The 25,131-nt window shown below is 63.1% G+C and carries 20 protein-coding genes; 15 read left to right on the top strand and 5 right to left on the bottom strand.

From position 1 onward, the window contains the following. The first annotated feature begins 229 nt into the window (after window positions 1-229). Window positions 230-1,621, top strand: coding sequence for an MFS transporter (locus QBK88_RS12830; protein ID WP_277962302.1), 1,392 nt, complete (start codon window positions 230-232; stop codon window positions 1,619-1,621). Window positions 1,622-1,681: 60 nt separating this feature from the next. Here the strand turns inward: QBK88_RS12830 and QBK88_RS12825 are convergent, their stop codons facing one another. The 4 genes from QBK88_RS12825 to flgA form a co-directional block, all read right to left on the bottom strand. Then, entirely contained in the window at window positions 1,682-2,428 is a 747-nt protein-coding gene (locus QBK88_RS12825) for a flagellar brake protein (RefSeq protein WP_277962301.1), read from the bottom strand. An 81-nt stretch (window positions 2,429-2,509) separates the two neighbouring features. Continuing rightward, window positions 2,510-2,977: a flagellar protein FlgN gene (locus QBK88_RS12820; RefSeq protein WP_277962300.1), complete on the bottom strand. Its 468-nt coding sequence runs from the start codon at window positions 2,975-2,977 to the stop codon at window positions 2,510-2,512. Window positions 2,978-3,028: 51 nt separating this feature from the next. After that, window positions 3,029-3,355 (bottom strand): flagellar biosynthesis anti-sigma factor FlgM, encoded by a 327-nt coding sequence (gene flgM, locus QBK88_RS12815; RefSeq protein WP_268144591.1) that lies wholly within the window; start codon window positions 3,353-3,355, stop codon window positions 3,029-3,031. A gap of 149 nt (window positions 3,356-3,504) precedes the next feature. After that, entirely contained in the window at window positions 3,505-4,257 is a 753-nt protein-coding gene (flgA, locus tag QBK88_RS12810) for a flagellar basal body P-ring formation chaperone FlgA (RefSeq protein WP_268144589.1), read from the bottom strand. A 75-nt stretch (window positions 4,258-4,332) separates the two neighbouring features. Between flgA and QBK88_RS12805 the strand changes: the two genes are divergently transcribed. The 14 genes from QBK88_RS12805 to QBK88_RS12740 all read left to right on the top strand — a co-directional run bounded on the left by QBK88_RS12805 (window position 4,333) and on the right by QBK88_RS12740 (window position 21,729). Then, window positions 4,333-5,262 (top strand): chemotaxis protein CheV, encoded by a 930-nt coding sequence (locus QBK88_RS12805; protein ID WP_268144588.1) that lies wholly within the window; start codon window positions 4,333-4,335, stop codon window positions 5,260-5,262. 53 nt (window positions 5,263-5,315) lie between these two features. Further along, window positions 5,316-6,143, top strand: a complete 828-nt coding sequence (cheR, locus tag QBK88_RS12800) for a protein-glutamate O-methyltransferase CheR (protein WP_268144587.1) — start codon at window positions 5,316-5,318, stop codon at window positions 6,141-6,143. A gap of 252 nt (window positions 6,144-6,395) precedes the next feature. After that, the gene (gene flgB, locus QBK88_RS12795; protein ID WP_268144586.1) at window positions 6,396-6,803 is read left to right on the top strand and encodes a flagellar basal body rod protein FlgB; all 408 of its coding nucleotides are present in this window, start codon (window positions 6,396-6,398) and stop codon (window positions 6,801-6,803) included. Between the two features lie 3 nt (window positions 6,804-6,806). After that, window positions 6,807-7,253, top strand: coding sequence for a flagellar basal body rod protein FlgC (gene flgC, locus QBK88_RS12790; protein WP_268144585.1), 447 nt, complete (start codon window positions 6,807-6,809; stop codon window positions 7,251-7,253). A gap of 15 nt (window positions 7,254-7,268) precedes the next feature. Continuing rightward, entirely contained in the window at window positions 7,269-7,970 is a 702-nt protein-coding gene (locus tag QBK88_RS12785; RefSeq protein WP_268144583.1) for a flagellar hook assembly protein FlgD, read from the top strand. A 27-nt stretch (window positions 7,971-7,997) separates the two neighbouring features. Further along, the gene (gene flgE, locus QBK88_RS12780; RefSeq protein ID WP_277962299.1) at window positions 7,998-9,341 is read left to right on the top strand and encodes a flagellar hook protein FlgE; all 1,344 of its coding nucleotides are present in this window, start codon (window positions 7,998-8,000) and stop codon (window positions 9,339-9,341) included. 330 nt (window positions 9,342-9,671) lie between these two features. Further along, on the top strand, window positions 9,672-10,412 hold the full coding sequence (locus tag QBK88_RS12775; RefSeq protein ID WP_268144581.1) for a flagellar basal body rod protein FlgF: 741 nt from the start codon (window positions 9,672-9,674) through the stop codon (window positions 10,410-10,412). 48 nt (window positions 10,413-10,460) lie between these two features. Next, window positions 10,461-11,246 carry a flagellar basal-body rod protein FlgG gene (gene flgG / locus QBK88_RS12770; RefSeq protein WP_268144580.1) on the top strand — a complete coding sequence of 262 codons (786 nt, stop codon included), beginning with the start codon at window positions 10,461-10,463 and terminating at the stop codon, window positions 11,244-11,246. Between the two features lie 49 nt (window positions 11,247-11,295). Continuing rightward, window positions 11,296-11,991 (top strand): flagellar basal body L-ring protein FlgH, encoded by a 696-nt coding sequence (flgH, locus tag QBK88_RS12765; protein WP_158154697.1) that lies wholly within the window; start codon window positions 11,296-11,298, stop codon window positions 11,989-11,991. A 12-nt stretch (window positions 11,992-12,003) separates the two neighbouring features. Then, on the top strand, window positions 12,004-13,125 hold the full coding sequence (locus tag QBK88_RS12760; RefSeq protein ID WP_268144577.1) for a flagellar basal body P-ring protein FlgI: 1,122 nt from the start codon (window positions 12,004-12,006) through the stop codon (window positions 13,123-13,125). Window positions 13,126-13,136: 11 nt separating this feature from the next. Then, window positions 13,137-14,411 carry a flagellar assembly peptidoglycan hydrolase FlgJ gene (gene flgJ, locus QBK88_RS12755; RefSeq protein WP_268144575.1) on the top strand — a complete coding sequence of 425 codons (1,275 nt, stop codon included), beginning with the start codon at window positions 13,137-13,139 and terminating at the stop codon, window positions 14,409-14,411. Window positions 14,412-14,421: 10 nt separating this feature from the next. Continuing rightward, window positions 14,422-16,467 (top strand): flagellar hook-associated protein FlgK, encoded by a 2,046-nt coding sequence (gene flgK, locus QBK88_RS12750; protein WP_277962298.1) that lies wholly within the window; start codon window positions 14,422-14,424, stop codon window positions 16,465-16,467. A 13-nt stretch (window positions 16,468-16,480) separates the two neighbouring features. Beyond that, window positions 16,481-18,040 carry a flagellar hook-associated protein 3 gene (locus QBK88_RS12745; RefSeq protein WP_277962297.1) on the top strand — a complete coding sequence of 520 codons (1,560 nt, stop codon included), beginning with the start codon at window positions 16,481-16,483 and terminating at the stop codon, window positions 18,038-18,040. A 116-nt stretch (window positions 18,041-18,156) separates the two neighbouring features. After that, window positions 18,157-21,729 (top strand): glycosyltransferase, encoded by a 3,573-nt coding sequence (locus QBK88_RS12740; RefSeq protein WP_277962296.1) that lies wholly within the window; start codon window positions 18,157-18,159, stop codon window positions 21,727-21,729. Between the two features lie 353 nt (window positions 21,730-22,082). Here QBK88_RS12740 and QBK88_RS12735 read toward each other — a convergent pair whose 3' ends face one another. After that, complete coding sequence (locus tag QBK88_RS12735) at window positions 22,083-25,109, bottom strand: glycosyltransferase (RefSeq protein WP_277962295.1); 3,027 nt, start codon at window positions 25,107-25,109, stop codon at window positions 22,083-22,085. Window positions 25,110-25,131 lie beyond the last annotated feature (22 nt).

The raw sequence follows: 25,131 nt of genomic DNA, 5'->3' as shown, positions 1-25,131 counted from the left end.
CTGGCGTTCGGCAGGTTTACCACCGTGCCCCTGACGCGACCCGCAGCGAAAACGCCGCCGATGGGGAACGCTTCAAGCTGCCCTTCGTCGAAGCCTGTGTCATGGGTAACAATCCCCTGAAGGCACGCCCGACCTGCTCAGGCATAATGGCGCGGCTTGCTCATTCATCCTGCGGTACCTACCCTTCAACCGCTGTCCCACCTCACTCAAGGAGCCGCTCGGAACGCCGATGCGCCAGATCTGGAAACCCTTTCGAGCGCTGTATTTCGCCGCGTTGATGATGTTGATCGGCTCGGGCCTGTTAAGCACTTACCTGGCCCTGCGCCTGGCCGCCGAGCAGGTGGACGGCCTGTGGGTCGGTGCCCTGATGGCGGCCAACTACTTTGGCCTGGTGCTGGGTGGCAAGCTGGGCCACCGGTTGATTGGCAGGGTGGGTCACATCCGCGCCTACACCACCTGCGCCGGCATCGTCTGCGCCGCCGTTCTGGGCCATGGCCTGGTCGACTACCTGCCTGCGTGGCTGTTCCTGCGGATGATCGTTGGCCTGGGCATGATGTGCCAGTACATGGTCATCGAGAGCTGGCTCAACGAGCAGGCCGAGGCCAAGCAGCGCGGGGTGGTGTTCAGTGGCTACATGATTGCCTCCTACCTGGGGCTGGTGCTGGGCCAACTGATTCTGGTCATGCACCCGCAGTTGGGCCTGGAGCTGCTGATGCTGGTCGCCCTGTGCTTCGCCCTGTGCCTGGTGCCGGTGGCGATGACCCAGCGCATTCACCCGGCACCGCTCAAACCGGCCCCCATGGAGCCACGCTTCTTCCTCAAGCGCGTCCCGCAGTCTCTCAGCACGGTGCTGGGCTCGGGGCTGATCGTCGGTTCGTTCTATGGCCTGGCGCCGCTGTACGCCTCCCAGCAGGGCCTGAGCACCGAGCAGGTCGGTTTGTTCATGGGGTGCTGCATCTTCGCCGGGCTGCTGGTGCAATGGCCCCTGGGTTGGCTATCCGACCGCTACGACCGTGCCGTGCTGATCCGCAGTTTTGCCCTGTGCCTGGCGATTGCCGCGTTGCCGCTGGCGGTGTTCCCCAGCGTGCCCTTGGAGATGCTTTTCGGGGTGGGTTTCCTGGTGTCGCTGCTGCAGTTCTGCCTCTACCCACTGGCCAACGCTTTCGCCAATGACCACGTGGAGCCGGAGCGCCGGGTATCGCTGACCGCCATGCTGCTGGTCACCTACGGGATCGGCGCCAGTGTCGGGCCGTTGGCCGCCGGTGTGCTGATGAAGTTCTTCGGCAGCCAGAGCCTGTATGCCTTCTTCAGCTTCTTCGCCCTGATCCTGGTGTGGCGTATCCGGCCCAAGGCCGTCACCAACCTGCACCAGGTCGACGATGCCCCGCTGCATCATGTGGCCATGCCCGACAGCATGACCAGCTCGCCACTGGTGGCCGCGCTCGACCCGCGGGTCGACGAACAGTCGGTGCACGACCAGATGCACGTCATCCCGGACCCGGTGCACGATATGCCCCCGCCCCATGAAGGCGTCGAGCCTTTGGCCGATGAGGCCGACGAGGCCGCGGAAATGGGTGATGGTCGCAAGGTCGGCCGTAGCGTCAGCGAAGAAGAGCAGTAGTTTCCAGCAGCCACAAAAAAGCCCGCAGCGATGGGGGCTTTTTTCATGGCCAGGGAGGCCTCAGTAATCGTCCTTGTCGAAGCGTCGCGCCTCGCGCTGCAGGTCGAATACAAAGCGCTCTACCTGGCGCTGCACCAGTCCGCTCATGTTGTGAAAGCGGGTGCCGGCGAAGGTGGTGTTGATGCGCTCTTCGTAATGCAGGTAGCGCAGTTCCACCGGTGCGGTCATCTTGCCGAAGGGCAGGTTGGCGACGAAGCGGTCATACACCTGGCCCAGTTGCAGGCGTTCGGAGATGTCACCTTCAAAGCGCAGCTTGCAACCGGTGGCGGAGATGTCCAGCAGCTTGCCGGTGAACTCGCCCTTGAGCTTTTCACCTGCCAACGTGACGTCCACCAGGTGGGCCAACTTCAGCGCGGCGCGAAAGGCGTTGCGACGCTGGTGGTAGACCACTTCGTTCGGCAGGGTGCCGTGGTAGACGCGGCCGCCTTCATTTTCATCGATGCTCAGGGTTTCATTGACTTCCCAGGCGATGCGTACGCCATCATGAAAGCCTTCGACCTTGAAGGGTTCGCCTGCGGCGAGAAATTTTTCACCGTCGCGCGGGATCATCTCATCGAACGCCAGGACATTGCTGTCACGGTCCAGTTCGACCAGGTAGGTCTGGAAGCGCTGGCTGCGCTCGTGAAAAGTAATGATCAAAGGATCATGGCTCTGCAGCAGCGCGCGCAGGTTGGCGGCGATTTCCAGGGGCGTTGTCAGCACCTTGGGTGGCTGCGGAGCGTCTTCCGCGTTTGTGGCGTTGAACACGGTTCATCAATCTCCAGGCAAAAAACGACACACGCAGGTGCTGGCGTTATGGCAGCATGTTCCACGCCTTGGTGAGCAAAATCAAGCCTGACTGAGCGGGCGAGGCTTGGCCAGCTTGGACGTGGAGCCTCGGGCATCATAAAGCGAGGGGGTTTCACCGCCCATGAGTATACGCATCTGGTTGGCGGTGGTGAGTTGTTGCAGACGGATCAGCTTGCCGTTCTGTTCATTCACTGCCTGGCAATCGGCCAGCAGCCCCGTGAGCAGGTCGCCCCGGGCCAGCAGGTCGGCTCCCAGGTGCGAGTGTTGGGCAAGGATCTCGAGACCATTACGGTCGGGGGTCAACTTGAGAGTGAGCAGGATCTCGGTGCGTTTACGGCCATGCTGTTCCAGCAGAACGATCAACGACTGTTTTTGCGCCAGGATATTTTCCAGCAGCGGCATGTCGCGGCCGTGCAGCGCCAGCGACTCGTGCTGCAGCAAGGCAAGCAGTTGCTGGGCCGGGGCAATATCTTCTTCAATCAACAGCAGCAGGTTTCTGTCGTGCATGGCTGGCTCTGGTATTCAAGCGTCCAGAAGCCTCTGCGCAGGGCCGTGGCCCTAGCGCTGGGCTTCGAAATTTAGCAGTTTGCTGGCTACGCGGCTGCTGTCCACTTTATAGCTGCCATCGGCAACGGCCGCTTTCAACTGCGCCACGCGGGCGCTGTCGACGGTCGGCTGGTCGCGCAGCTTGTCAGTGACTTTCTGCAACTGCTGAGCCTCGGAACTCAGGTGTACGGATTCCCCGCCGCTGGTGCTGCCAGTGGACGTAGTGGTTGCGCTGGCATCGGTGTTCACCGACGTGTCGGTGGTGCCAGTGCTGCCGCTCGTACGTGTCGAGGTCGACACCTGCGAGGAATTGTTCAAACGACTGAAGTCGATAACCATAATGAAAACCTCTGGGTATTTGGACGCTTGCCTTGTTTTCGGCCAAACCCCGAATAACTTTAGGCACTTTGATACAAAGCGCCGATGCACCAAGGCTGGGGGCTGCAATGGCCTCCAGTCTAGGAAAATACGCCGCGAACCGCCAGCGTTTACATAGCCACTTCCACTTGGCCAGGCCCGGTGACACGGGCTTTGATCACACGGTTGGAGTTCAGGTTGCGCACCCGGATCTGCTCGCTCATGGCCCCTTTGGACAATGCCTCGCCAGGCATTTTCACCGCCAGGCTGCCGGTTGTGGCGGTGATGACCACGTTGTCGCCCTTCTTGATGGTGTCGGGGGCTTCCACGTGCGCGGGGCTCAATACCTGGTCATTTACCGTTGGTCGGAGAAGCTTCTGCCCCACGGCCTGGTCCAGGGCGGTCAGGTAGCCCTGGCTCAGCAGGCTTACGTCGCGCTCACGCATGGCCACGTCGCCATCCTCGATCACGCTGTCGCGCTTGAGTGGACGGGTGGTGGTGACCACATCGCGAAACAGTTTCACCTGGGCGGGGACGAACACCGTCCACGGCGAACTGCCTTCACAGCGCACCCGTACCGACACTCGGCCGATAGGAGTGGCAGGGCTTTGCAGGGCTGCTGTCAATTCCTTGTCGCATAGCCCCATGTGCAAGCGCGGGTCCAGCGTGTTGACCTGAATCTCATAACGGCCTTCGGTCTGGCTGGTTGCCAGATAATCTTCTACCGTGAACTCAAGAAAACCCTGGGTGGTACCGATAAGTTGCTCAGGAGTTGTGAATTCCTCGGCCTGGGAGGCACTGCCGAATCCAAAAATGCAGACCGCAGCAAGCCCGCAGAGTAACCTCTGTGCCATGCGTCGGGAAAATGTCGTTTTTGCGTTCATACACTATAAAAAGCAAGGGGCGTGCCGACTCAGTGGGCAGTTACGTTCCAAGCGAAGTTTTAAGGAGTCACAGGCATGGCTGGTGTAATGGATTCGGTGAACCAGCGCACTCAACTGGTAGGGCAGAACCGCCTGGAGCTTCTGTTGTTCCGTCTCAACGGGTCGCAGCTCTATGGCATCAACGTGTTCAAGGTACGGGAGGTGTTGCAGTGCCCGAACCTGACCATGATGCCCAGGTCCAGCCCGGTAGTGCGCGGTGTCGCGAATATTCGTGGGGCAACCATTCCGATCCTCGACCTGGCGTTGGCGACCGGTGGGCGCAGTTTGCAGCAGGACATCAAGAACACCTTCGTGATCATCACGGAGTACAACACCAAGATTCAGGGCTTCCTGGTGCACTCGGTGGAGCGCATCGTCAACATGAACTGGGAGGAGATCCATCCGCCACCCAAGGGCACCGGCCGTGATCACTACCTGACGGCCGTGACTCGCGTGGACAATCAGCTCGTCGAAATCATCGATGTGGAGAAAATCCTCGCCGAAGTGGCCCCCACCTCGGAGTCGATTTCCGCCGGTGTGGTGGACGTGGAGACCCAGAACAAAGCGGTTTCACTGCGCGTGCTGACCGTCGATGACTCCTCGGTGGCGCGCAAGCAGGTCACGCGCTGTTTGCAGACGGTGGGTGTGGAAGTGGTAGCCTTGAATGATGGGCGCCAGGCGCTGGATTACCTGCGCAAGCTGGTGGATGAAGGCAAACGTCCCGAGGAAGAATTCCTCATGATGATTTCCGACATCGAAATGCCCGAGATGGACGGCTATACCTTGACTGCGGAGATTCGCAGCGATCCACGCATGAAAAACCTGCACATCACCCTGCACACGTCCTTGTCGGGTGTGTTCAACCAGGCCATGGTCAAGAAGGTGGGGGCGGACGATTTTCTGGCCAAGTTCCGGCCCGATGATCTGGCACAACGGGTTGTAGACCGTATCAAGGCAGCAAGCTAACGACCGGGGCGCCTGCGCCCCGGACACGACAGACGATTTGAGAGGCGGCACCATTGTCTACGGGTAATTTGGATTTCGAACAGTTCCGGGTCTTCCTGGAAAAAGCCTGTGGCATTCTGTTGGGCGAGAACAAGCAATATCTTGTTTCCAGCCGTCTCAACAAGCTCATGGAACAGCAGGGCATCAAGTCCCTGGGCGAACTGGTGCAGCGCATCCAGACCCAGCCGCGCAGTGGCCTGCGCGAGCAGGTAGTGGACGCGATGACCACCAACGAGACCCTGTGGTTTCGCGATACCTACCCCTTCGAAGTCATGAAGAACAAGGTGCTGCCCGAGTTCGTCAAGAACTCGCCGGGCCAGCGGCTGCGCATCTGGTCGGCGGCATGCTCCTCGGGTCAGGAGCCGTACTCGCTGTCGATGACCATCGATGAGTTCGAGCGTACCAACCTGGGACAGCTCAAGGGCGGCGCGCAGATCGTTGCCACCGACCTGTCCGGTTCCATGCTGACCAACTGCAAAAGCGGCGAGTACGACAGCCTGGCCATTGGCCGTGGGCTATCGGCTGACCGCCTGCAACGCTACTTCGACACCAAGGCCCCCGGCCGCTGGGCAGTGAAGGCACCCATCCGCAGCCGTGTGGAATTCCGTTCCTTCAACCTGCTGGACAGCTACGCTGCCCTGGGCAAGTTCGACGTGGTGTTCTGCCGCAACGTGCTGATCTATTTCTCTGCACAGGTGAAGAAAGACATCCTGATGCGCATCCATGGCACCCTCAAACCTGGTGGGTACCTGTTCCTGGGAGCATCGGAAGCGCTCAACGGCCTGCCGGACCATTACCAGATGGTTCAGTGCAGCCCGGGCATCATCTACCAGGCGAAATAATGCAAAGGCCCTTCGGGGCCTTTGTTGTTCTTCCCCCCGTCATAGCAGCGGACCTGGCCGCGCCCCGGGCGCCGCGCGGCAACCCCACCTTGCCGCTTTGTTGGCACCCAGCGGAATTCCCTTGCCGCTTTTCTGGCAGCGCCGCTTGCCGCTTCCTGCCAAACCCAGCAAAACCGGGCTGTTTCCAATCTGGCACGGCCCTTGCTATCTCTCAGTCACCAACATCCGGTCCGCCGTTTACAGGTCTCCACCATGAGCATCAGTTTCGACAAAGCCCTAGGCATCCACGAACAGGCCCTGGCCTTTCGTGCCCAGCGCGCCGAAGTGCTGGCCAACAACCTGGCCAACGCCGACACGCCCAACTACAAGGCGCGTGACCTGGACTTCGCTGCCGTGCTGCAGGCCGAAAGCGACAAGCGCCAGAACGGCACCTTCGAACTGGAGCGGACCAACGCCAACCACATCGAAGCCGAAGGCGTGAACGTGGGTGACCAGCAATTGCTGTACCGCACCCCCAGCCAGCCGTCGCTGGACCAGAACACCGTGGACGCGCAGGTCGAACAGGCCAACTACGCGCAGAACTCGGTGAACTTCCAGGCCAGCTTCACCCTGCTAAACGCCAAATTCAAAGGGCTGGTCTCAGCCATCCGGGGAGAATGATTCATGTCTCTAGCCAGCGTCTTCAACATTGCCGGTACCGGCATGAGTGCCCAGACCACTCGCCTGAACACCGTCGCCAGTAACATCGCCAACGCCGAGACCGTCTCGTCGAGCATCGACCAGACCTACCGCGCACGTCACCCGGTGTTCGCTACCGTGTTCGACCAGACCCAGGCCACCGGCGACAGCGGTTCGCTGTTCCAGGATCAGGACGCCGCCGGTAGCGGTGTGCAGGTGTCGGGCGTGGTCGAGGACCAGAGCAATCTGGAAGCCCGTTACGAACCGAAGAACCCCGCCGCCAACAAAGACGGTTACGTGTACTACCCCAACGTCAACGTGGTGGAGGAGATGGCCGACATGATCTCCGCCAGCCGTTCGTTCCAGACCAACGCGGACATCATGAATACCGCGAAAACAATGATGCAGAAAGTCCTGACCCTGGGTCAGTGATAGGGGCGAAACAGCATGACCACGACTACCGACAGCACCTCGGCTTCATCCGTTCTGACCGCGCTGCAGAAGACCACCAGTACCACTGACAGCTCCACCGGTACCGCTGGCAGCGCCTTGGGCAAGGACGCGTTCCTGCAATTGCTGGTTACCCAGATGCAGAACCAGAACCCTCTGGACCCGCAGGACAACACCGCATTCGTTTCCCAGCTGGCCCAGTTCAGCAGCCTGGAAAGCATGCAGAGCCTCAATGACTCGGTGAGCACCATCCTCACTTCGTACCAGTCGTCCCAGGCCCTGCAGGCTTCCTCGCTGGTTGGCCACTCGGTGACCGTCACCGGCACTACCGCCGACGTCGACACCAGCAAAGGCCTGACGGGCTCGGTGAACCTCACCGACTCCAGCACCAGCAACACCGTGGGCGTCTACAGCAGTGACGGCACCCTGGTGCGTACCCTGGACATGGGTACCCAGTCGGCCGGCACCTACAACTTTACCTGGGATGGCAAGGATGGCGACGGTAACACCGCGGCCTCCGGCATCTACACCTTCAAGGCAGTGGCCACCGTCGACGGTACCTCGACCGTGATGACCACCAACCTGCCGACCACGGTCAACAGCGTGACCATGGCCACCACCAGCGGTGGCGCCATGACGCTGAACCTTGCAACGGGCTCCAGTGTTGCCCTGTCTGCTGTCCAAACCATCGGAATTTAATGCCGGCTACGGCGCAGGAGTGAAAACATGTCTTTCAACGTCGGCCTCAGTGGCCTGGCAGCAGCCAACAAAGCCCTGGACGTCACCGGCAACAACATTGCCAACGTCGCCACCACCGGTTTCAAATCGTCGCGCGCAGAATTCGCCGACCAGTACGCGGCCTCCATCCGTGGCACCTCGGGCAAGACCACGGTCGGTAGCGGTGTGACCACCGCCGCCGTATCGCAACAGTTCACCCAGGGCAACATCGAATCCACCGGCAACAGCCTGGACATGGCCATCAACGGCAACGGCTTCTTCGTGCTGAGCGACAACGGCTCGAAGCTGTATACCCGTGCCGGTGCGTTCTACAGCGACAAATCGGGCAACATCGTCGACTCCAGCGGTAACAACCTGCAGGGCTACACCACCGACACCACCGGCAAGCTGACCTCCGGCGTGCTGTCGAACCTGGCCATCGACACCTCGAACCTGGCGCCCAAAGCCACCAGCTCGATCTCGGAAACCGTCAACCTGAACTCCAGCGCGACCGCCCCGACCGTCACCCCGTTCAGTGCCAGCAACACCAGCAGCTACAACTACACCTTCAACACCGACGTGTACGACAGCCAGGGCAACGCCCACCAGCTGAACCAGTACTTCGTGAAGGATGACACGGCCAACACCTGGACCATGTACACCACCATCGACGGCCGCAACCCCGTGTCGCCGGCGACCAACGTCGACAGCACCACCAACGTTGATGCCGGTGCCACGCCGATGGCCAACACCATCACGTTCAACTCCGATGGCTCCTACAGCTACACCCAGACGGCCGGTACTTCCACCTCGCTGGGTGTCAACGCCGACGGTACCTTCGACCTGTCCAACTGGGTGCCGGCCGCCGAGGCCACTGATGGTACCTGGGCATCCAACGGTTCGACGGCTTCGACCTCGATCAACCTGGACATGACCAACCTGACCCAGTACAACGCCACTTCGGCCACTACTGCCAAGGACCAGGACGGCTACGCCACCGGCGAACTGTCGGCCCTGTCGGTCAGTGACACTGGCCAGCTGACCGCCACCTTCACCAACGGCAAGACCAACATCATCGGTCAGGTCGCGCTCGCCAACTTCGCCAACGTCCAGGGCCTGAGCCCGGCCGGTGGTACCGACTGGCGCGAAACCTATGCCTCGGGCGTGCCGGTGATCGGTACCCCAGGCACGGGCACCATGGGTGACCTGACCGCTTCCTCGCTGGAAGACTCCAACGTCGACCTGACCCAGGAGCTGGTGAACCTGATCAAGGCGCAGTCCAACTACCAGGCCAACGCCAAGACCATTTCCACCGAAAGCACCATCATGCAGACCACCATCCAGATGACCTGATGGTTGTGGCTGCAGCACAAGACCCGGGCTAGATGCCCGGGTTTTTCATGTCTGCAGAATCGAGGGCTGTGCGCCCTGCAAACACGGGCTTGCCCGCCAGCCCCACACCTGCGCCGCGGGCTGAATCAAGGTTTTCTGACGCGCCCTTGCCGCCAACCGGCAACCACGCGCCGTTTTTCCGTCTCTGCTGCCGGGCGGGGAAGGGCGCCCTGCATGCCGATGTGCCTGTAACACCGGGTGTACAAAGGCTTTTTCAACCTTGGCCCGCTTGTTGCTTTGTCCCTGCCAGTACAGTGCTGGGCGGCATTCGCCCGTCATGGGAGACATACCTTGGACAAAATGCTTTACGTGGCAATGACCGGCGCCAACCAGAACTCGTTGGCGATGAAGGCTCACGCCAACAACCTGGCCAACGTTTCCACCAACGGCTTTCAGCGCGACCTGGAACAGGCCCGCTCCATGCCGGTGTTTGGTGACGTATATGCGTCGCGTGCCTACGCCATGACCGAAAGCCCCGGCACCGATTTCACCCCCGGTGCCATGGTGGCGACCGGTCGTGACCTGGACGTGTCCGCTGACGGTGATAGCTACATCGCCGTGCAGGCCCCGGACGGCAGCGAAGGCTATGTGCGCATGGCCAGCATGAACGTCGACGCGCTGGGCGTGCTGCGCGACGGCAACGGTTTGCCGGTCATGGGCAACGGCGGCCCGATCGCCGTGCCGCCCGAGCAGCAGATCGAAGTGGGTAGCGACGGCACCATCAGCATCCGCTCCATGGGCGAAGGCCCGGAAGTGATGGCCCAGGTAGACCGCATCAAGCTGGTCAAGCCCGACCCGCGCAACCTGGTCAAGGGCACCGATGGCCTGCTGCACACCAAGGATGGCCAGCCAGCGGCGGCCGATGCCACCTCCAGCATCACCTCCGGGTTCCTGCAGGCCAGCAACGTCAATGCCGTGGAAGAGATGACCTCGGTGCTGGCCTTGTCCAAACAGTTCGAATTGCACATCAAGATGATGACTACCGCCAAGGAGGATGATGAATCCATGGCGCGGGTCTTGCAGAACACCTGATAAATGACTGGGCGCGGCGAAAAACAGGCGCGCACATAGGAGAACAGAATGCTTCCGGCACTTTACGTCAGCAAGACCGGCCTGGCTGCTCAGGACATGAACCTGACCACCATTTCCAACAACCTGGCCAACGTTTCGACCACCGGCTTCAAGGCCGACCGCGCCGAGTTCCAGGACCTGCTCTATCAGACCAAGCGTCAACCGGGTGCCAACTCCACCACGGACACCGAACTGCCGTCCGGCCTGCAACTGGGTACCGGTGTGCGCATCGTCGGCACCCAGAAGAACTTCACTGCCGGCAGCCTGGCCACCACTGACCAGCCGCTGGACATGGCCATCAACGGCCGTGGTTTCTTCCAGATCACCCAGGCCGACGGCACCACCGCGTACACCCGCGACGGTACCTTCCACCTGGACTCCAACGGCCAGATCGTGACCGCCAGCGGCAACGCCCTGAACCCGGCCATCGTGGTACCGACCAACGCCCAGACCTTCACCGTGGGTACCGACGGCACCGTCTCGATCACCACCGCCGCCAGCGCCACGTCCACCGTGATCGGCAACCTGCAGACCGCCGACTTCATCAACCCGGCCGGCCTGCAAGCCATCGGCAGCAACCTGTACCTGGAAACCGCTTCCAGCGGCGCGCCGCAAGTGGGTACCCCAGGCCTGAACGGTTTCGGCACCACCCTGCAGAACACCCTGGAAAACTCCAACGTCAGCACCGTTGAAGAGCTGGTGAACATGATCACCACTCAGCGGGCGTACGAGATGAACTCCAAAGTGATCTCGACGGCTGACCAGATGCTCCAGTACGTCACTCAGAATCTGTAATTCAGCCACACGGCGCCGTCGGCGCCAGCAACACCGTGAGGTCAGTGTCATGAGTCGTTTGTCCAGTGTTCTTGCCTTGAGTGGGATCGCTTTGTTGTCGGGTTGCATGTCGCCGCCGCCCAAGCCCAATGACCCGTACTACGCGCCGGTGCTTCCGCGCACCCCGCTGCCTGCGGCGTCGAACAACGGCTCCATCTACCAGTCCGGTTTCGACCAGAACCTGTACACCGACCGCAAGGCGTTCCGGGTGGGTGACATCATCACCGTGACCCTGGCCGAGAAAACCGCGGCCAGCAAGAGCGCTGACTCCAAGCTGACCAAGGACTCCAGCACCTCGCTGGGCCTGACTTCGCTGTTTGGCGGTGGCGTGTCCACCACCAACCCGGTCACTGGCGGCAAGTTGAGCCTGGACGCTGGCTACACCGGCACCCGCGCCACCGACGGCACCGCCAAGGCTGACCAGGCCAACAGCCTGACCGGCTCCATCACCGTGACCGTGGCCGACGTGCTGCCCAACGGCATCCTGTCGGTACGTGGCGAGAAGTGGCTGACGCTTAACACCGGTGAGGAACTGGTGCGCATCGCCGGCTTGATCCGCGCCGACGACATCGCCACCGACAACACCGTGTCGTCGACCCGTGTCGCCGATGCACGCATTACCTACTCGGGCACCGGTGCGTTCGCCGAGTCCAACCAGACCGGTTGGCTGGACCGTTTCTTCATGAGCCCCTACTGGCCTTTCTAGGTAACCACGACCATGCGTAAACTCAAGCACCTGATGGCCGTGACCCTGCTCGCCGCTTCGGCCCTGACCGCGGCAACCGCTGCCCAGGCCGAGCGGTTGAAGGACATCGCGAGCATTTCCGGCGTGCGTTCCAACCAACTGATCGGCTACGGCCTGGTCGTGGGCCTGGACGGCACGGGTGATCAGACCACCCAGACCCCGTTCACCCTGCAGACCTTCAACAACATGCTGGCGCAGTTCGGTATCAAGGTGCCCACCGGTACCGGCACCACCCAGCTGAAGAACGTCGCAGCGGTGTCCATCCACGCCGACCTGCCACCGTTCTCCAAGCCCGGGCAGACCATCGACGTCACCGTGTCGTCCATCGGTAACTCCAAGAGCCTGCGCGGCGGCAGCCTGCTGATGACCCCGCTCAAGGGTATCGACGGCAACGTCTACGCCATCGCCCAGGGCAACCTGGTGGTGGGCGGCTTCGACGCCGAAGGCAAGGACGGTTCCAAGATCACCGTCAACGTTCCGTCGGCCGGCCGCATTCCCGGCGGTGCCTCGGTGGAGCGTTCGGTGCCGAGCGGCTTCAACCAGGGCAACAGCCTGACCCTGAACCTCAACCGTTCGGACTTCACCACCGCCAAGCACATTGTCGACAAGATCAACAACATGCTCGGCCCAGGCGTGGCCCAGGCTATCGACGGTGGCTCGGTACGCGTCACCGCGCCTATCGACCCCAGCCAGCGCGTGGACTACATCTCGGTGCTGGAAAACCTGGAAGTGGACCCGGGCGCCGCGGCGGCCAAGGTCATCATCAACTCGCGTACCGGTACCATCGTCATCGGCCAGAACGTCAAGGTATCGCCTGCCGCGGTTACCCACGGCAGCCTGACCGTGACCATCACCGAAGACCCGATCGTCAGCCAGCCAGGCCCGCTGTCCAACGGCCAGACCGCCGTGGTGCCGCGTTCCCGGGTCAATGCCCAGCAGGAAGCCAAGCCGATGTTCAAATTCGGCCCCGGCACCACGCTGGATGAGATTGTGCGCGCGGTCAACCAGGTGGGCGCGGCCCCCAGTGACCTGATGGCCATCCTCGAAGCATTGAAACAGGCCGGCGCCTTGCAGGCCGACCTGATCGTGATTTGAGGTAGCGGACCATGGATATGCCTAAAGGTGGTGTCAGCACGCCGGCCGACTCGGGGGCCTACACGGACCTCAATCGCCTGAACGCGCTGAAGACCGGTGACCGCGACAGTGACGCCAACCTGAAGAAGGTAGCGCAGGAGTTCGAGTCGCTGTTCGTCGGTGAAATGCTCAAGTCCATGCGTTCGGCCAACGATGTGTTGGGCAAGGACGACCCGATGAACACCGAGACCACCAAGCAATACCAGTCCATGTATGACCAGCAGCTGGCCGTTACCCTGTCCAAGCAGGGTAACGGCATCGGCCTGCAGGACGTGCTGATGCGTCAGCTATCCAAGAACAAGGGTGTGGAGCACACCGGCACCAACCCGTTCGCCCATGACGCCCCGGCACTGTCCACGCTCAATGGTGGGCGCAACACCGCGGCCGACATCAAGCATGCCCTGAACAACAACGCCGCCAGCGCCCACAGCAATGACATGGCGATGATGAACCAGCGCCGTCTGTCGCTGCCCAGCAAGCTGGCCGACCGGGTCATGGCCGGTATTACCCCGTCCACCGACGCCAGCAGCACGGCGACGGCGGCCGCGACCCAAGCCCTGGCGCGCAACGGTATCAAGGTCACCAATGCCGTCAGCGCCGCGCAAACGGCGGCCACCGGCACCGACAGTGATGACAGCAACGAAGCGGCCGGCGAATGGCAATCGGCCCAGGCGGCCATTGCCAGCGGTGACGTACGCATCATCGGCCGCAGCGTGGCCCAGCCACCGCTGGCGCCCGCGAAGAAAGCCTTCAGCACGGCCGACGACTTCGTCGCCACCATGCTGCCCCTGGCCAAGGACGCCGCGGCGCGCATCGGCGTCGACCCCAGCGTGCTGGTGGCGCAGGCGGCGCTGGAAACCGGCTGGGGGCGCTCAGTCATGCGTGACGAGAGCGGCAAGAGCAGCCATAACCTGTTCGGCATCAAGGCCAGCGGCAACTGGCAGGGCGACCAGGCGCGCGCCATCACCAGCGAGTTCCGCAACGGCAAGATGGTCAAGGAGACGGCGCAGTTCCGTTCCTATGATTCCTACGCCGACAGTTTCCACGACCTGGTCAGCCTGTTGCAGAACAACGATCGCTATCAAGCTGTGGTGAAGTCGGCCGATAACCCAGAACAGTTCGTAAAAGAGTTGCAGAAGGCCGGGTACGCGACTGACCCGGACTATGCCAGCAAGATTTCGCAGATAGCCAGGCAGATGAAGGGCTACCAGAACTATGCGCTGGGCAGTACCTCCACCCACTTATAAGGTTTGAACCATGTCACTGATTTCAATCGGGCTTTCCGGGCTTAACGCCAGCCAGACGGCTTTGACGGTCACCAGTAACAACATCACCAACGTTTCGACCGCCGGCTATTCGCGCGAGTCGACGACGTCCGTGGCCGCGGCCATGCAGAACGTCGGCGTGGGCTTTGTCGGCACGGGCACGACCATTTCCGACGTGCGCCGTGTCTACAACAGCTACATGGACTCGCAGTTGCAGACCACCACGGCCCTGAGCGCCGATGCCGCTACCTACAGCGACAACGTCGCCAGCCTGGACAGCCTGCTGTCCGACAGCGCCACGGGCATCAGCGCCACGTTGACCAGTTTCTTCTCGGCGCTGCAGACCGCGTCCAGCAACCCCACCGACACCTCGTCGCGCCAGTTGCTGTTGACCTCTGCCCAGAGCCTGAGCAACCGCTTCAACTCCATTTCGTCGCAGATCACTTCGCAAAACGCGGGCATCAACTCGCAGCTCACCACCCTGAGCGGCCAGGTCAACGACATCACCAAGCAGATCGCCTCGCTGAACCAGCAGATCACCACAGCCTCTGCTTCGGGCAACACCCCCAACAGCCTGCTGGATGCGCGCAACGAAGCCGTGCGGTCGCTCAACGAACTGGTGGGCGTCACCGTTCAGACCAACAGCAGCGGCGCTTACGACGTGTACCTGGGTACCGGCCAGGCGCTGGTCAGCGGCAACACCTCCAACACCCTGACCGCCGCACCGAGCAGCACCGACAAGTCCCAGTACGCCCTGACCGTCAACTACGGCAACTACAGCACCGACGTGACCTCGGTGGTCAGCGGCGGCTCCATCGGTGGCCTGCTGCGCTACCGCAGTGACGTGCTGAACCCGGCGCAGAACAGCCTGGGGCAGATCGCCCTGACCGTGTCCGATGCCATCAACACCCAGTTGTCCCAAGGTGTCGACAGCAACGGCAACCTGGGCTCCAACCTGTTCTCCAGCATCAACAGCGCCACGGCCATCAGCCAGCGCAGCCAGGCGTCGTCGAACAACAGCGCAGGCTCGGGCAACCTCAACGTGACCATCGCCGATACCGGCGCGCTGACCACCAGTGATTACCAGGTGACCTTCACCAGCGCCACCGCCTACAGCGTGACGCGGTCGGACGGCACCAACATGGGCAGCTACGACCTGAGCACCACACCAGCGCCGCAGATCGACGGTTTCACCCTGGCCTTGAGCGGCAATGCCGTGGCCGCCGGTGACAGCTTCAAGATCACCCCGACGCGCAACGCTGCCAGCGAAATCAGCACCACCATGACGGACTCCAGCACCCTGGCGTTCGCAGGGCCGCTCAGTGGTACCGCCAGTGCCAGCAACTCGGGCACAGCCACCTTCACCCAGCCGTCGCTGACCACTACCGTCGATGGTGATGACAGCACCGCCAAGGCCGCCTTGCAGACCGGCCTGGACAATTCCACGCCCGTGAAGCTGGTGTTCGGCACCGCGTCGAGCGGTACCCAGGCCTACACCGTCTACGACGCCAAGGGCAACACCATCGGCAACGGCACCATCGTCCCCGGCTCGGACAACAACCTGAGCATCAGCGTACCCATCGTTGATAGCAGCGGCAACCCGGTCAACGACGCCGATGGCAACCCTACCAGCTTCAGTTTCTCCACCACCGTCAGTGGTACGCCGTCGGCCAACGACAGTTACAGCGTGAGCCTCAACACCAGCGGCACGTCTGACAACCGCAACGCCACCGCGCTGCTGGGCTTGCAGACGTCGGCCACCGTCGGTACCGGTTCGGCCACTGGCGGCATCAGCTTCACCGCCGCCTATGCCGCCCTGGTTTCCGGTGTCGGCGCCCAGGCATCGCAGGCTTCCACCGATGCCAGCGCGACGTCGACGGTGCTGGCCACCGCCAAGTCCAACCGCGACTCGGTGTCGGGCGTCAACCTCGATGACGAGGCCGCTGCCCTGGTCAAATACCAGCAGTACTACACCGCCGCCTCGCAAATCATCAAGACGGCCCAAGACACCTTTTCCACGTTGCTCAACGCTCTCTGAGGATTAGTCGACCATGCGTATTTCCACCTCTCAATACTTCGAGACCAGCGCGTCGAACTATTCCTCGGCGTTCGCGGCCACCGCCAAGACCCAGGAGCAGATCAGCTCCGGTGTGCGCATCCAGACGGCTGGCGATGACCCGGTGGGTGCCGCCAAGCTGCTGCAACTGCAACAGCAGAGCTCGCTGCTGACGCAGTACAGCAGCAACATGACCACCGCCACCAACTCGCTGAACAATCAGGAAAGCGTGTTGAACGCCATCAACAACTCCCTGGTACGGGCCCAGGAGCTGGCGGTGAATGCCGGTGACGGCTCGCTCACCGATGCCGACCGCCAGTCCATCGGTGCCGAGATCGGCCAGTTGCAGGACACGGTGCTGGGCCTGCTCAACACCAAGGACGCCTCCGGCTACTACATGTTCTCCGGGTCCAAGAGCACCACGCCGCCGTACGTGAAGAACACTGATGGTACCTATACCTACCAGGGCGACCAGAACGCCCTGAGCGTGCAGGTGTCCGACACCCTGAGCCTGGCCACCGGCGTCACCGGCTACAGCGCTTTCGACCAGGCCACCAACACCAGCCGTACCACTTCCACCGTGACGTCGCCAGCGGTCAACGACAACAAGGTGTCGATCTCCCCGGGCCAGATGGACTCCGAGTCCACCTACAACAAGTCGTTCACCACCGGTGAGCCGTACACAGTCAACTTCACCAGCGACACCACCTACAGCATCACCGATGCTTCGGGTAACGACATCACGTCGGAAGTGTCCGGCAACGGCACCTTCAACCCCAGCACCGAGGGTGGCACCACCCTGAGCCTGCGTGGTGTGGACTTCACCCTGAAGGTGGACACCGCCAACACCGGCACCACCGCTGGCCACAGCATCACCCTGCAAAGCACGCCGGACACCCTGAGCCCGTCGCGCAGTGCCGGCAACACCTCGACTGCACAGTTGACCAGCGGCACCATCAGCAACCAGAACACCTACAACACCACCTTCCCCAGCGCCGGTGCGGTGGTGAAGTTCACCAGCGGTACCGATTACGCGGTGTACGCCCAACCCTACACCACCGACAGCAAAGCCATCGCCACCGGCACCATGGCCAGCGGTGACACCACCATTACCGCGGCCGGCGCTACCTTTGGCGTCAGTGGCACGCCAGCGGCGGGCGACACCTTCCAGGTCTCGGTCGATGCACACAAGACCCAGAACGTGCTCAACACCTTGTCCAAGCTGGCCACTGCGTTGAACACCCCGGTGGACGGTGACAACACCAAGCTGCTAGCGCTGCAGGCCTCGGTGACATCGGCCATCGCCAACCTGGACTCCGCCAGCACCCAGGTGGGCACCGCACGTGGTCAGATCGGTGCCATCGGCAACGCCATCACCGTGCAGACCACCGAGAACACCTCGATCAGCCTGGCCAACAAAACCACGCAATCGAGCATTGGTGACACTGACATGGCCACCGCGTCCATCAATCTGACCCTGCAGCAGACCATGCTGGAGGCGTCCCAGGCTGCCTTCGCGAAGATCTCCCAGTTGAGCCTGTTCAACAAGATCTGAGCCTTGAGCCATTTTTTCGCGGCGCCATTCGCGGCCCTTCACGGGGACGCGCCTGGCGCCGCATTTTTTTCCGTACCCTGGCTGTTTCACCGCAGCCGCCTGTTGAGTCCTGAGGCATGAACACCACCCCTGTTGTCAGCATCGTCATTCCCGCCCTCGACCCGCAAAACTTCGCCCGAGCCTTGAACAGTGCCGTGGGGCAGAATTACCCCCGCCTCGACGTGGTGGTGTGCGACGACAGCCAGGGCGACGCGATCCGCCAGGCCGTGGAAGCCGCGCGCGCGCGGCTGGCGCCAGGTGTCACCCTGCGCTACGTGGCCCAGCCCGAACCGCTGGGGCTCAATGCCACCCTCAACGAGTGCGTGCGCCTCGCCCAGGGCGAGTTCATCAAGGTGTTGTTCGACGAAGACTGGCTGATGCCCGAGCACACGCCACTGCTGGTGGAGGTGCTGGTGCGCCATCCGGACATCAGCATCGCGGCCAGCCAGCGCTACCTGTCCGACCCCAGCAACCGCATCATGCCCAACCGCATGGAGAACTCGGGGTTCATCGCCGGGGACACGCGCTTGAAGGGCTCCGACCTGCTGAGCATGTTCGAGGTGTGGCCGGTGAATTTCATCGGTGGCCTGAGCAGCACCCTGCTGCGCCGTGCTGATGTGGCCCGGCTGATGCCAGCACTGACGCTCAGCGAAGCGCCGTTCGAGGCCTTCCTGGACCTGATGCTCTACAACTGCCTGTTGTGCCAGGGCGACCTGGGCGTGGTCGACAAATACCTGGCGGTGGAGCGCCTCAAGCCATTGCGCCTGGCCGGCATTCCTGATCTGGAAGCCGCGCGCCAGGTGGAGTACCAGGCCATGGTGCAGTTCCTCACTGGCCGCGAGGGCGAGCGTGCCGAGAAGATCGGCGGCGTGCGCCACCGCAGCCTGGCCACTGAAACCGGGGAATGGGAAGAAGTGGGCCTGGGGCGCATGTTCGGCGTACAGGCCGACACCATGTTCGACCATGTGGGCGTCAACTGCGACGATTACGACGCGGTGTACGAGCAATGGCTGCAATGCCGCGACTTCTCGCCGGTGCAGTTGCAGCAACTGCCGGCGCGGGTCGAGGCGTGGCCACGGCAGGCGAAGATCATCCCGGTGATCATCGACCACCGCGCCGATGGCAGCCTGCAGGCTACCCTCGACAGCCTGGCAGCGCAGAGCTGGTCCGCCGAAGCAATTCTGGTGCTGTCGGCCACCGCCAGCGAGCCAACCATCGTCGGGAACGTGCTGAGCATGCCCCTGGACAAAGACTGGCCGTTGCAGCTCAACAGCATGCTGCGAGAGCTGGATGGCTATGACTGGTTCTGCCTGCTGCGCGCCGGCGATGAACTGAGCCAGCACGCCTTGCTGCTGTTGGCCGAGCGTATCGCCGAGCGCGATGCCATGCAGGCCTGCTACTGGGATGAAGACGCCCTGGAGGCCGACGGCCACCGAGCCCCGGTGTTCCGCCCGGACTTCAACCTCGACCTGCTGCGCAGCTACCCCTATGTGGGCCGTGGCCTGGCTTTCAGTCGCGAAGCCTTCATCGAGCACGGTGGCTTCGCTGCCGGCCTGATTGAACTGAGCCCCCATGACCTGATTTTCCGGCTGGTGGAAACCCGTGGCCCCCACGCCATCGAGCACATCGGTGAAGTGCTGTTGCACGCGCGCCAGCACTTCCCGGCCTGGCTGGGGGAAGCCAGCGTGCGCGACGGCAACGCTGCCATGGTGGCGCGCCACCTGCAGCGTCTGGGCCTGGGTTTCGATATCGCCCCTGGGGTGATCCGTCTCATCAACCGTATCAACTACAGGCACGCAGGGCAGCCGCTGGTCTCGGTCGTCATCGCCAGCCAGGGTCGCCTGGGCGGCCTGCAAGCCTGCCTGGAGAGCCTGCTGGAGCGCACCGCTTACAGCCAGTTCGAAGTCTTGATCGTCAGCGCCGAGGATGACCCGGCCGACACTCGTGACTGGCTGCGTGCCATGGCCGAGATCGGTGGCGCCAAGCTGCGGGTCATCGACGCGCCAGCCGCCAGCAACTTGTCGGCGCTGCTCAACCTGGGCGCGGCACAGTCCCGTGGCGAATACTTGCTGACCCTGAGCCAGGATTGCGTGGTGCTGGATGGGGGCTGGCTGGAGGAAATGCTGGGCCACGCCCGCCGCCATGAAGTCGGCGTGGTCGGCGCCCGCCTTCAGGGCCCGGACGGCAGTGTTGAACACGCCGGCCTGGTGCTGGGGCTGCGCGGTGCAGTCGGTTCGGTGTTCGTCGGCGAGCCTGCCGGCGCCGCGGGTTATCTGCACCGCTTGCAGGTGGTGCAGAACTACAGCGCCGTCAGCCAGCAATGCCTGCTGATCGAAAAGGCCCTGTACGAGCAACTCAACGGCCTGGAGGAGGGTGAGCTGGCCAATGGTTTTGCCGACGTCGACCTGTGCCTGCGTGCGGCCCAGCAGGGCTACCTGGTAGTGTGGACCCCCTATGCGGCATTGATGGTCCGCCGCCATGAACACACCCCCGACCGCGAAGCCCTGCAGGACTGGCGCCAGACCCAGCGTGCGGCGTTCAACCGCTGGCTGCCGAAGCTGGCGCGTGACCCTGCCTACAACAAGAACCTCAGCCTGATGGGCGCCAGCTTCACCATGAACGTGGGCCTGCGCCACGGCTGGCAACCGTTCGCCCGCCATGCGCTGCCGTTCGTGCTGGGCTTGCCGATCAACAAGGGTGCGGTGGGCCATTACCGCTTGATCCAGCCGCTGGTGGAGCTGGAACGCGCGGGCCTGGCGTCGCATCAGATCAACTTCGGCACGCCGTCGATTCTCGAGATCGAGCGCATCGCCCCCGACACCATCGTCTTCCAGGGCCGCTACAGCGCCGGGCCGGTGGAGGGCATTGCCCAGGTCAAGGAGTTTTCCAAGGCCTTCCGTATCTTCGAGCTGGATGACTACCTGCTCGACGTGCCGGCGCAGAACGAGCACCGCCGCTACCTGTCCCGCGACATCCGCCAGACCCTGGCGCGTGGGGTGGGGCTGTGCGATCGTCTGGTGGTGTCAACCGACTCACTGGCCGATGCCATGTCAGGCATGCACAACGACATCGTCGTGGTGCCGAACATGCTGCCGCCGGAGCGCTGGCGCCACCTGACCAGCCAGCGCCGTGTCGGCAAGAAGCCGCGCATTGGCTGGGGTGGCGGCACCAGCCACACCGGCGACCTGTTGCTGATCAAGGACGTGGTCAAGGCCTTGGCCAACGAGGTGGAATGGGTATTCCTTGGCATGTGCCCGGACGAATTGCGCCCCTACGTGCACGAGTATCACGCGGCCGTGCCGCTGGAGCTCTACCCGCAGAAAATGGCCAGCCTGAACCTTGACCTTGCGCTGGCGCCGTTGGAACAGCACATCTTCAACGACTGCAAGAGCAACCTGCGCCTGCTCGAGTACGGTGCCTGCGGCTATCCGGTGGTGTGCACCGACACCCGCAGCTACCGGGGCGACTTCCCGGTCACCCGCGTATTGAGCAACAGCAGCCATGAGTGGCTGGAAGCCATCCGCATGCACCTCTCGGACCTGGATGCCAGCGCGCGGATGGGTGATGAATTGAAAGCGGCGGTGCAGCGCGACTTCATGTTCCAGGGTAATGCGCTGGAACGCTGGCTGAAGGCCTGGATGCCGCGGTAGAACCCGACGCGCACGCCCGCCTTTCCAGCACCGGGAAGCGTGCGGCGCGGATTATCTGGAAGTGCGCGGTGAGGCCTTCCCGAGCTTCGCCCGGTCCCACAGGGTCCGTGGCCGATTCACCGCATCCTCCTTGTGGGACCGGGCGCAGCTCGGGAAGCGTGCGGCGCGGATTATCTGGAAGTACGCGGTGAGGCCTTCCCGAGCTTCGCCCGGTCCTACAGGGTCCGTGGCCGATTCACCGCATCCTCCTTGTGGGACCGGGCGCAGCTCGGGAAGCGTGCGGCGCGGATTATCTGGAAGTACGCGGTGAGGCTTTCCCGAGCTTCGCCCGATCCTGCAGGGCCCCCGGCGTTTTACTTCACCAACCAATGCCGCGCGATGTTCTGCAAGTCCGGCGTATGCCATTGCCGTACATCCCCATGCACACCCTGCAATGCCGACGCCGCTTCGGCATCCGGTACCACCACACGGTCTACCAGCGGTGCGATCGCTTTCAGCTGGGGCGTCACCGCTGCCAGGTAGCCATTGAGGTCCAGGCCTTGGTCCAGGGCCTGGGCGATGCTGTGGCTGAGGTCGACCACGCGCAAGGCGGGAACCAGGCGGTGCTCTTCCACGCGCTCTGGCGCAATTTCCTCGGTCAGCGACAGCGAATACACGATGCTATCAGGCGCGAAACGTTGCAGTTCGATGGCGCTGAGCAGCGCCTGGCAGACCACACCTTCCAGGCGCTGGTGCTCCAGCAAGGCTTTGAACACCTGGGCCGTGACCTGGCTGTCATCGCCGTTGCCCACGGTCTGGCACAGCACGCGCGGGAGAAGCGCGGGGCCGATACGGCGCCATTCGCGGCTGAACCGGTAGTCGGGGCGGTAGCCGCCGCGGTCCAGGCGCAGATTCTGGTTGTAGGCAGGGTCGTCGGCCAGCAATGGCAACCAGCGCTGTTGCAGGGTGCGACGCTGTTGCAGCACGGCCGCTTCACCCGCCGCTGAGGGCAGGGCCTGTACGGTGTCGAGCAGGGTGACCTGGGCGAAGGGGGTCCACACCACCAGGCAGCCGGCTTGGGTGGCACGCAGGCACAGGTCCAGGCTGGCGCCGCTGAGGTCCAGGCCCTGGGCGTCCAGGCCGCCCAATTGGCTGAACACCTCGCGGCGCACCATCAGGCAGTCGGCGCTGACCGCGCTGTAGTTCTGGTCCACCAGCAGGCGGTCCATGTAGCCGCGCGCGCCCGTGGGTTCGTTGACGAAGGCGGGGCCGGCGATGTCGTTCAGGCCCAGTACCAGGCCGGCACTGCGGCAGCGGCCATGACTGTCCACCAGTTTGGGCCCCACTACCGCGACTTCGCCACGCACGGCGTGGTTGATCAGGTTGTCCAGCCACTGTGGTTGTTCGATCAGTGCGTTGCCCGCCAGCACCACCAGGTAATCGTTGCTCAAGCCCGCCGCCGTGGCATTGAGCGCCGCCACGTCGCTATCCAGGTGCGCGTGGGCAGCCACCGATACCCGGGCGCCCACTTCGCGCCCCAGGCTGGCCAGCCAACTGCGCGTGGCAGCCGGGGTGTCGGCGACCTCGATCATGACCACGTCGAAGTCCGGGTTGGCGGTTACCTCCAGCACGCTGGCCAGGCAGCGTTGCAGCAACGCCAGTGGCTGGTTGGCCAGGATCATCACGGTGCTGCGCGGTCGGTGCGGCAGGTTGTAGAGGATACGGTAGTGCCCCTCGGCCAAGGCCGCTACCCGCGCCTGGTCGTAGCCGCGTGCTTGCAGGTGGCGGTGCAACTCGGCTTCCACCTGTGGGTCTGCGGCACTGGAAGGGCTGTCGGCCACCAGCAACGGTTCGTTGACATGGCCCAAGCCCGTCAGGCCTTCGGTTTCCACCATGCGCAGGATCATCGCCAATTCGCTGGCGCTGCCGCTGGCAGGGTCGAACCCGCCCATGCGCTGCACGCAGGCCTTGTTCCACAACCAGTGGCGGCTCATGTGGGCGGGTGCGCTGAGCAGGAAGTCCAGGTTGAAGCCGGGGCGGTAGGCGCTGTTCATGTCGCTGGTACCCACGCGGTAGAACTCGTCCCCGTAGATGGCGCGGCAGCCGGGCGCGGCCAGCAGTTCCAGGGCCATGGTCTGCAGACCTGCCGGAAGGAAGCGCACGCCGGCTTCCACGCGCATGAACCAGGCGCAATCGAAGTCGATGAGCTGAGCGTTGAGGGTCTGTTCCAGCTGCCCCGGCACATAGGTGACAAAGCGCAGATCGGCGTTTGAATGCTCCGGGTCCAGGCTCAGCGGGGTCAGTACCAGCACGCCCAGGTTGTCATAGTGAGCGGTGTCGCTGTCCAGGCTCTGCAGGGTCTCGATCACCGGGCCCAGGTGGCCTTCGCGGTCGATCACGACAATACCCAGGCGGCCGTCCTCACGGTGGTCCTGCACGTACTGATCAATCAGGGCGCTGTGGCTCCTGGCGGGCGCGCGGCTGGCGAGCCACTCGGTGATCGAGCCGCTGTCCCGGCTGTTCTCGGCGCTGGCGCGGGCCTGGGTCAGGCTGACAAATTCTCCCAACTGCTCCCAGAACTGGTCTTCGATACCCAACTGATAGGCGCGCATGGCCGGCAGTTCAGCACGTGCCTGTTCCAGGCTGGCCTCGCTGTCGTCCCAGGCGAAACCGCCGCCCAGGTCATCAGCGGTTTTCTGCGTGGCGGCCAGTGCTTCGTGGCCGGGCGCGCGCAGGGCCACTACCGGGCAGCCGCTCAGCAGCGCCTTGGTGCAGGTGGAACCGGCTTCATAGGTGTACAGCGCCTTGGCGCCCTTGAAGGCGTGGGCCAGCTGCTGCAGGGTCAGCGGGTTGTCCATGGACAGCAGCTGAATGTCGTCCGGCAGTTCGGCATGGTTCACTGCCTCCGCTGGCAGCCGGTGCAGGAACAGGTAGTTGCTGGTGCGCACACGGCTATCGTCGGGGGCGAACAGGCTCATGTCGGTGGAGGGCAGGGTCAGCACATTGATCGGCTGATCCACAGGCCCGAACTCGGGGCGGAAATAGAAAAACAGATCATCCGGCCCGGCATTCACGCCGTCCTGGGTCAGCGCGCCTTCGCGGTTGAGCATGTAGCGCACGCACACTGGCGTGTTGAGCATATTGCCCGGGTACACCTCGGCGTATACGCCAATGGCCGTGCGGCCCTGGCGCTGGTGTTCCTGGCGGATGCCTTCGGTGAGGATCGGCGTCTTCAGGTCGGGGTTGACCACGCTGCACCCTGTGACCCAGGCGTCATGGCCCTGCAGGTTCAGGGCGTGGCACAGGTAGTGCAGCACCTGGATGCCGGCCGAGGTCTCACGATAGTTGGGGGCAGTGATGTAGTACGGGAACCCGGGTTTGCGATGCAGCCGACCGGCCATGAGTTATCCACCGTGTAAGAAA

This window comes from Pseudomonas sp. RIT-To-2, assembly GCF_029623465.1.
Lineage (GTDB): Bacteria > Pseudomonadota > Gammaproteobacteria > Pseudomonadales > Pseudomonadaceae > Aquipseudomonas > Aquipseudomonas silvicola.
The sequence above is the reverse complement of the archived record's forward strand: the minus strand, read 5'-3'. Positions and strand labels throughout refer to the sequence as shown.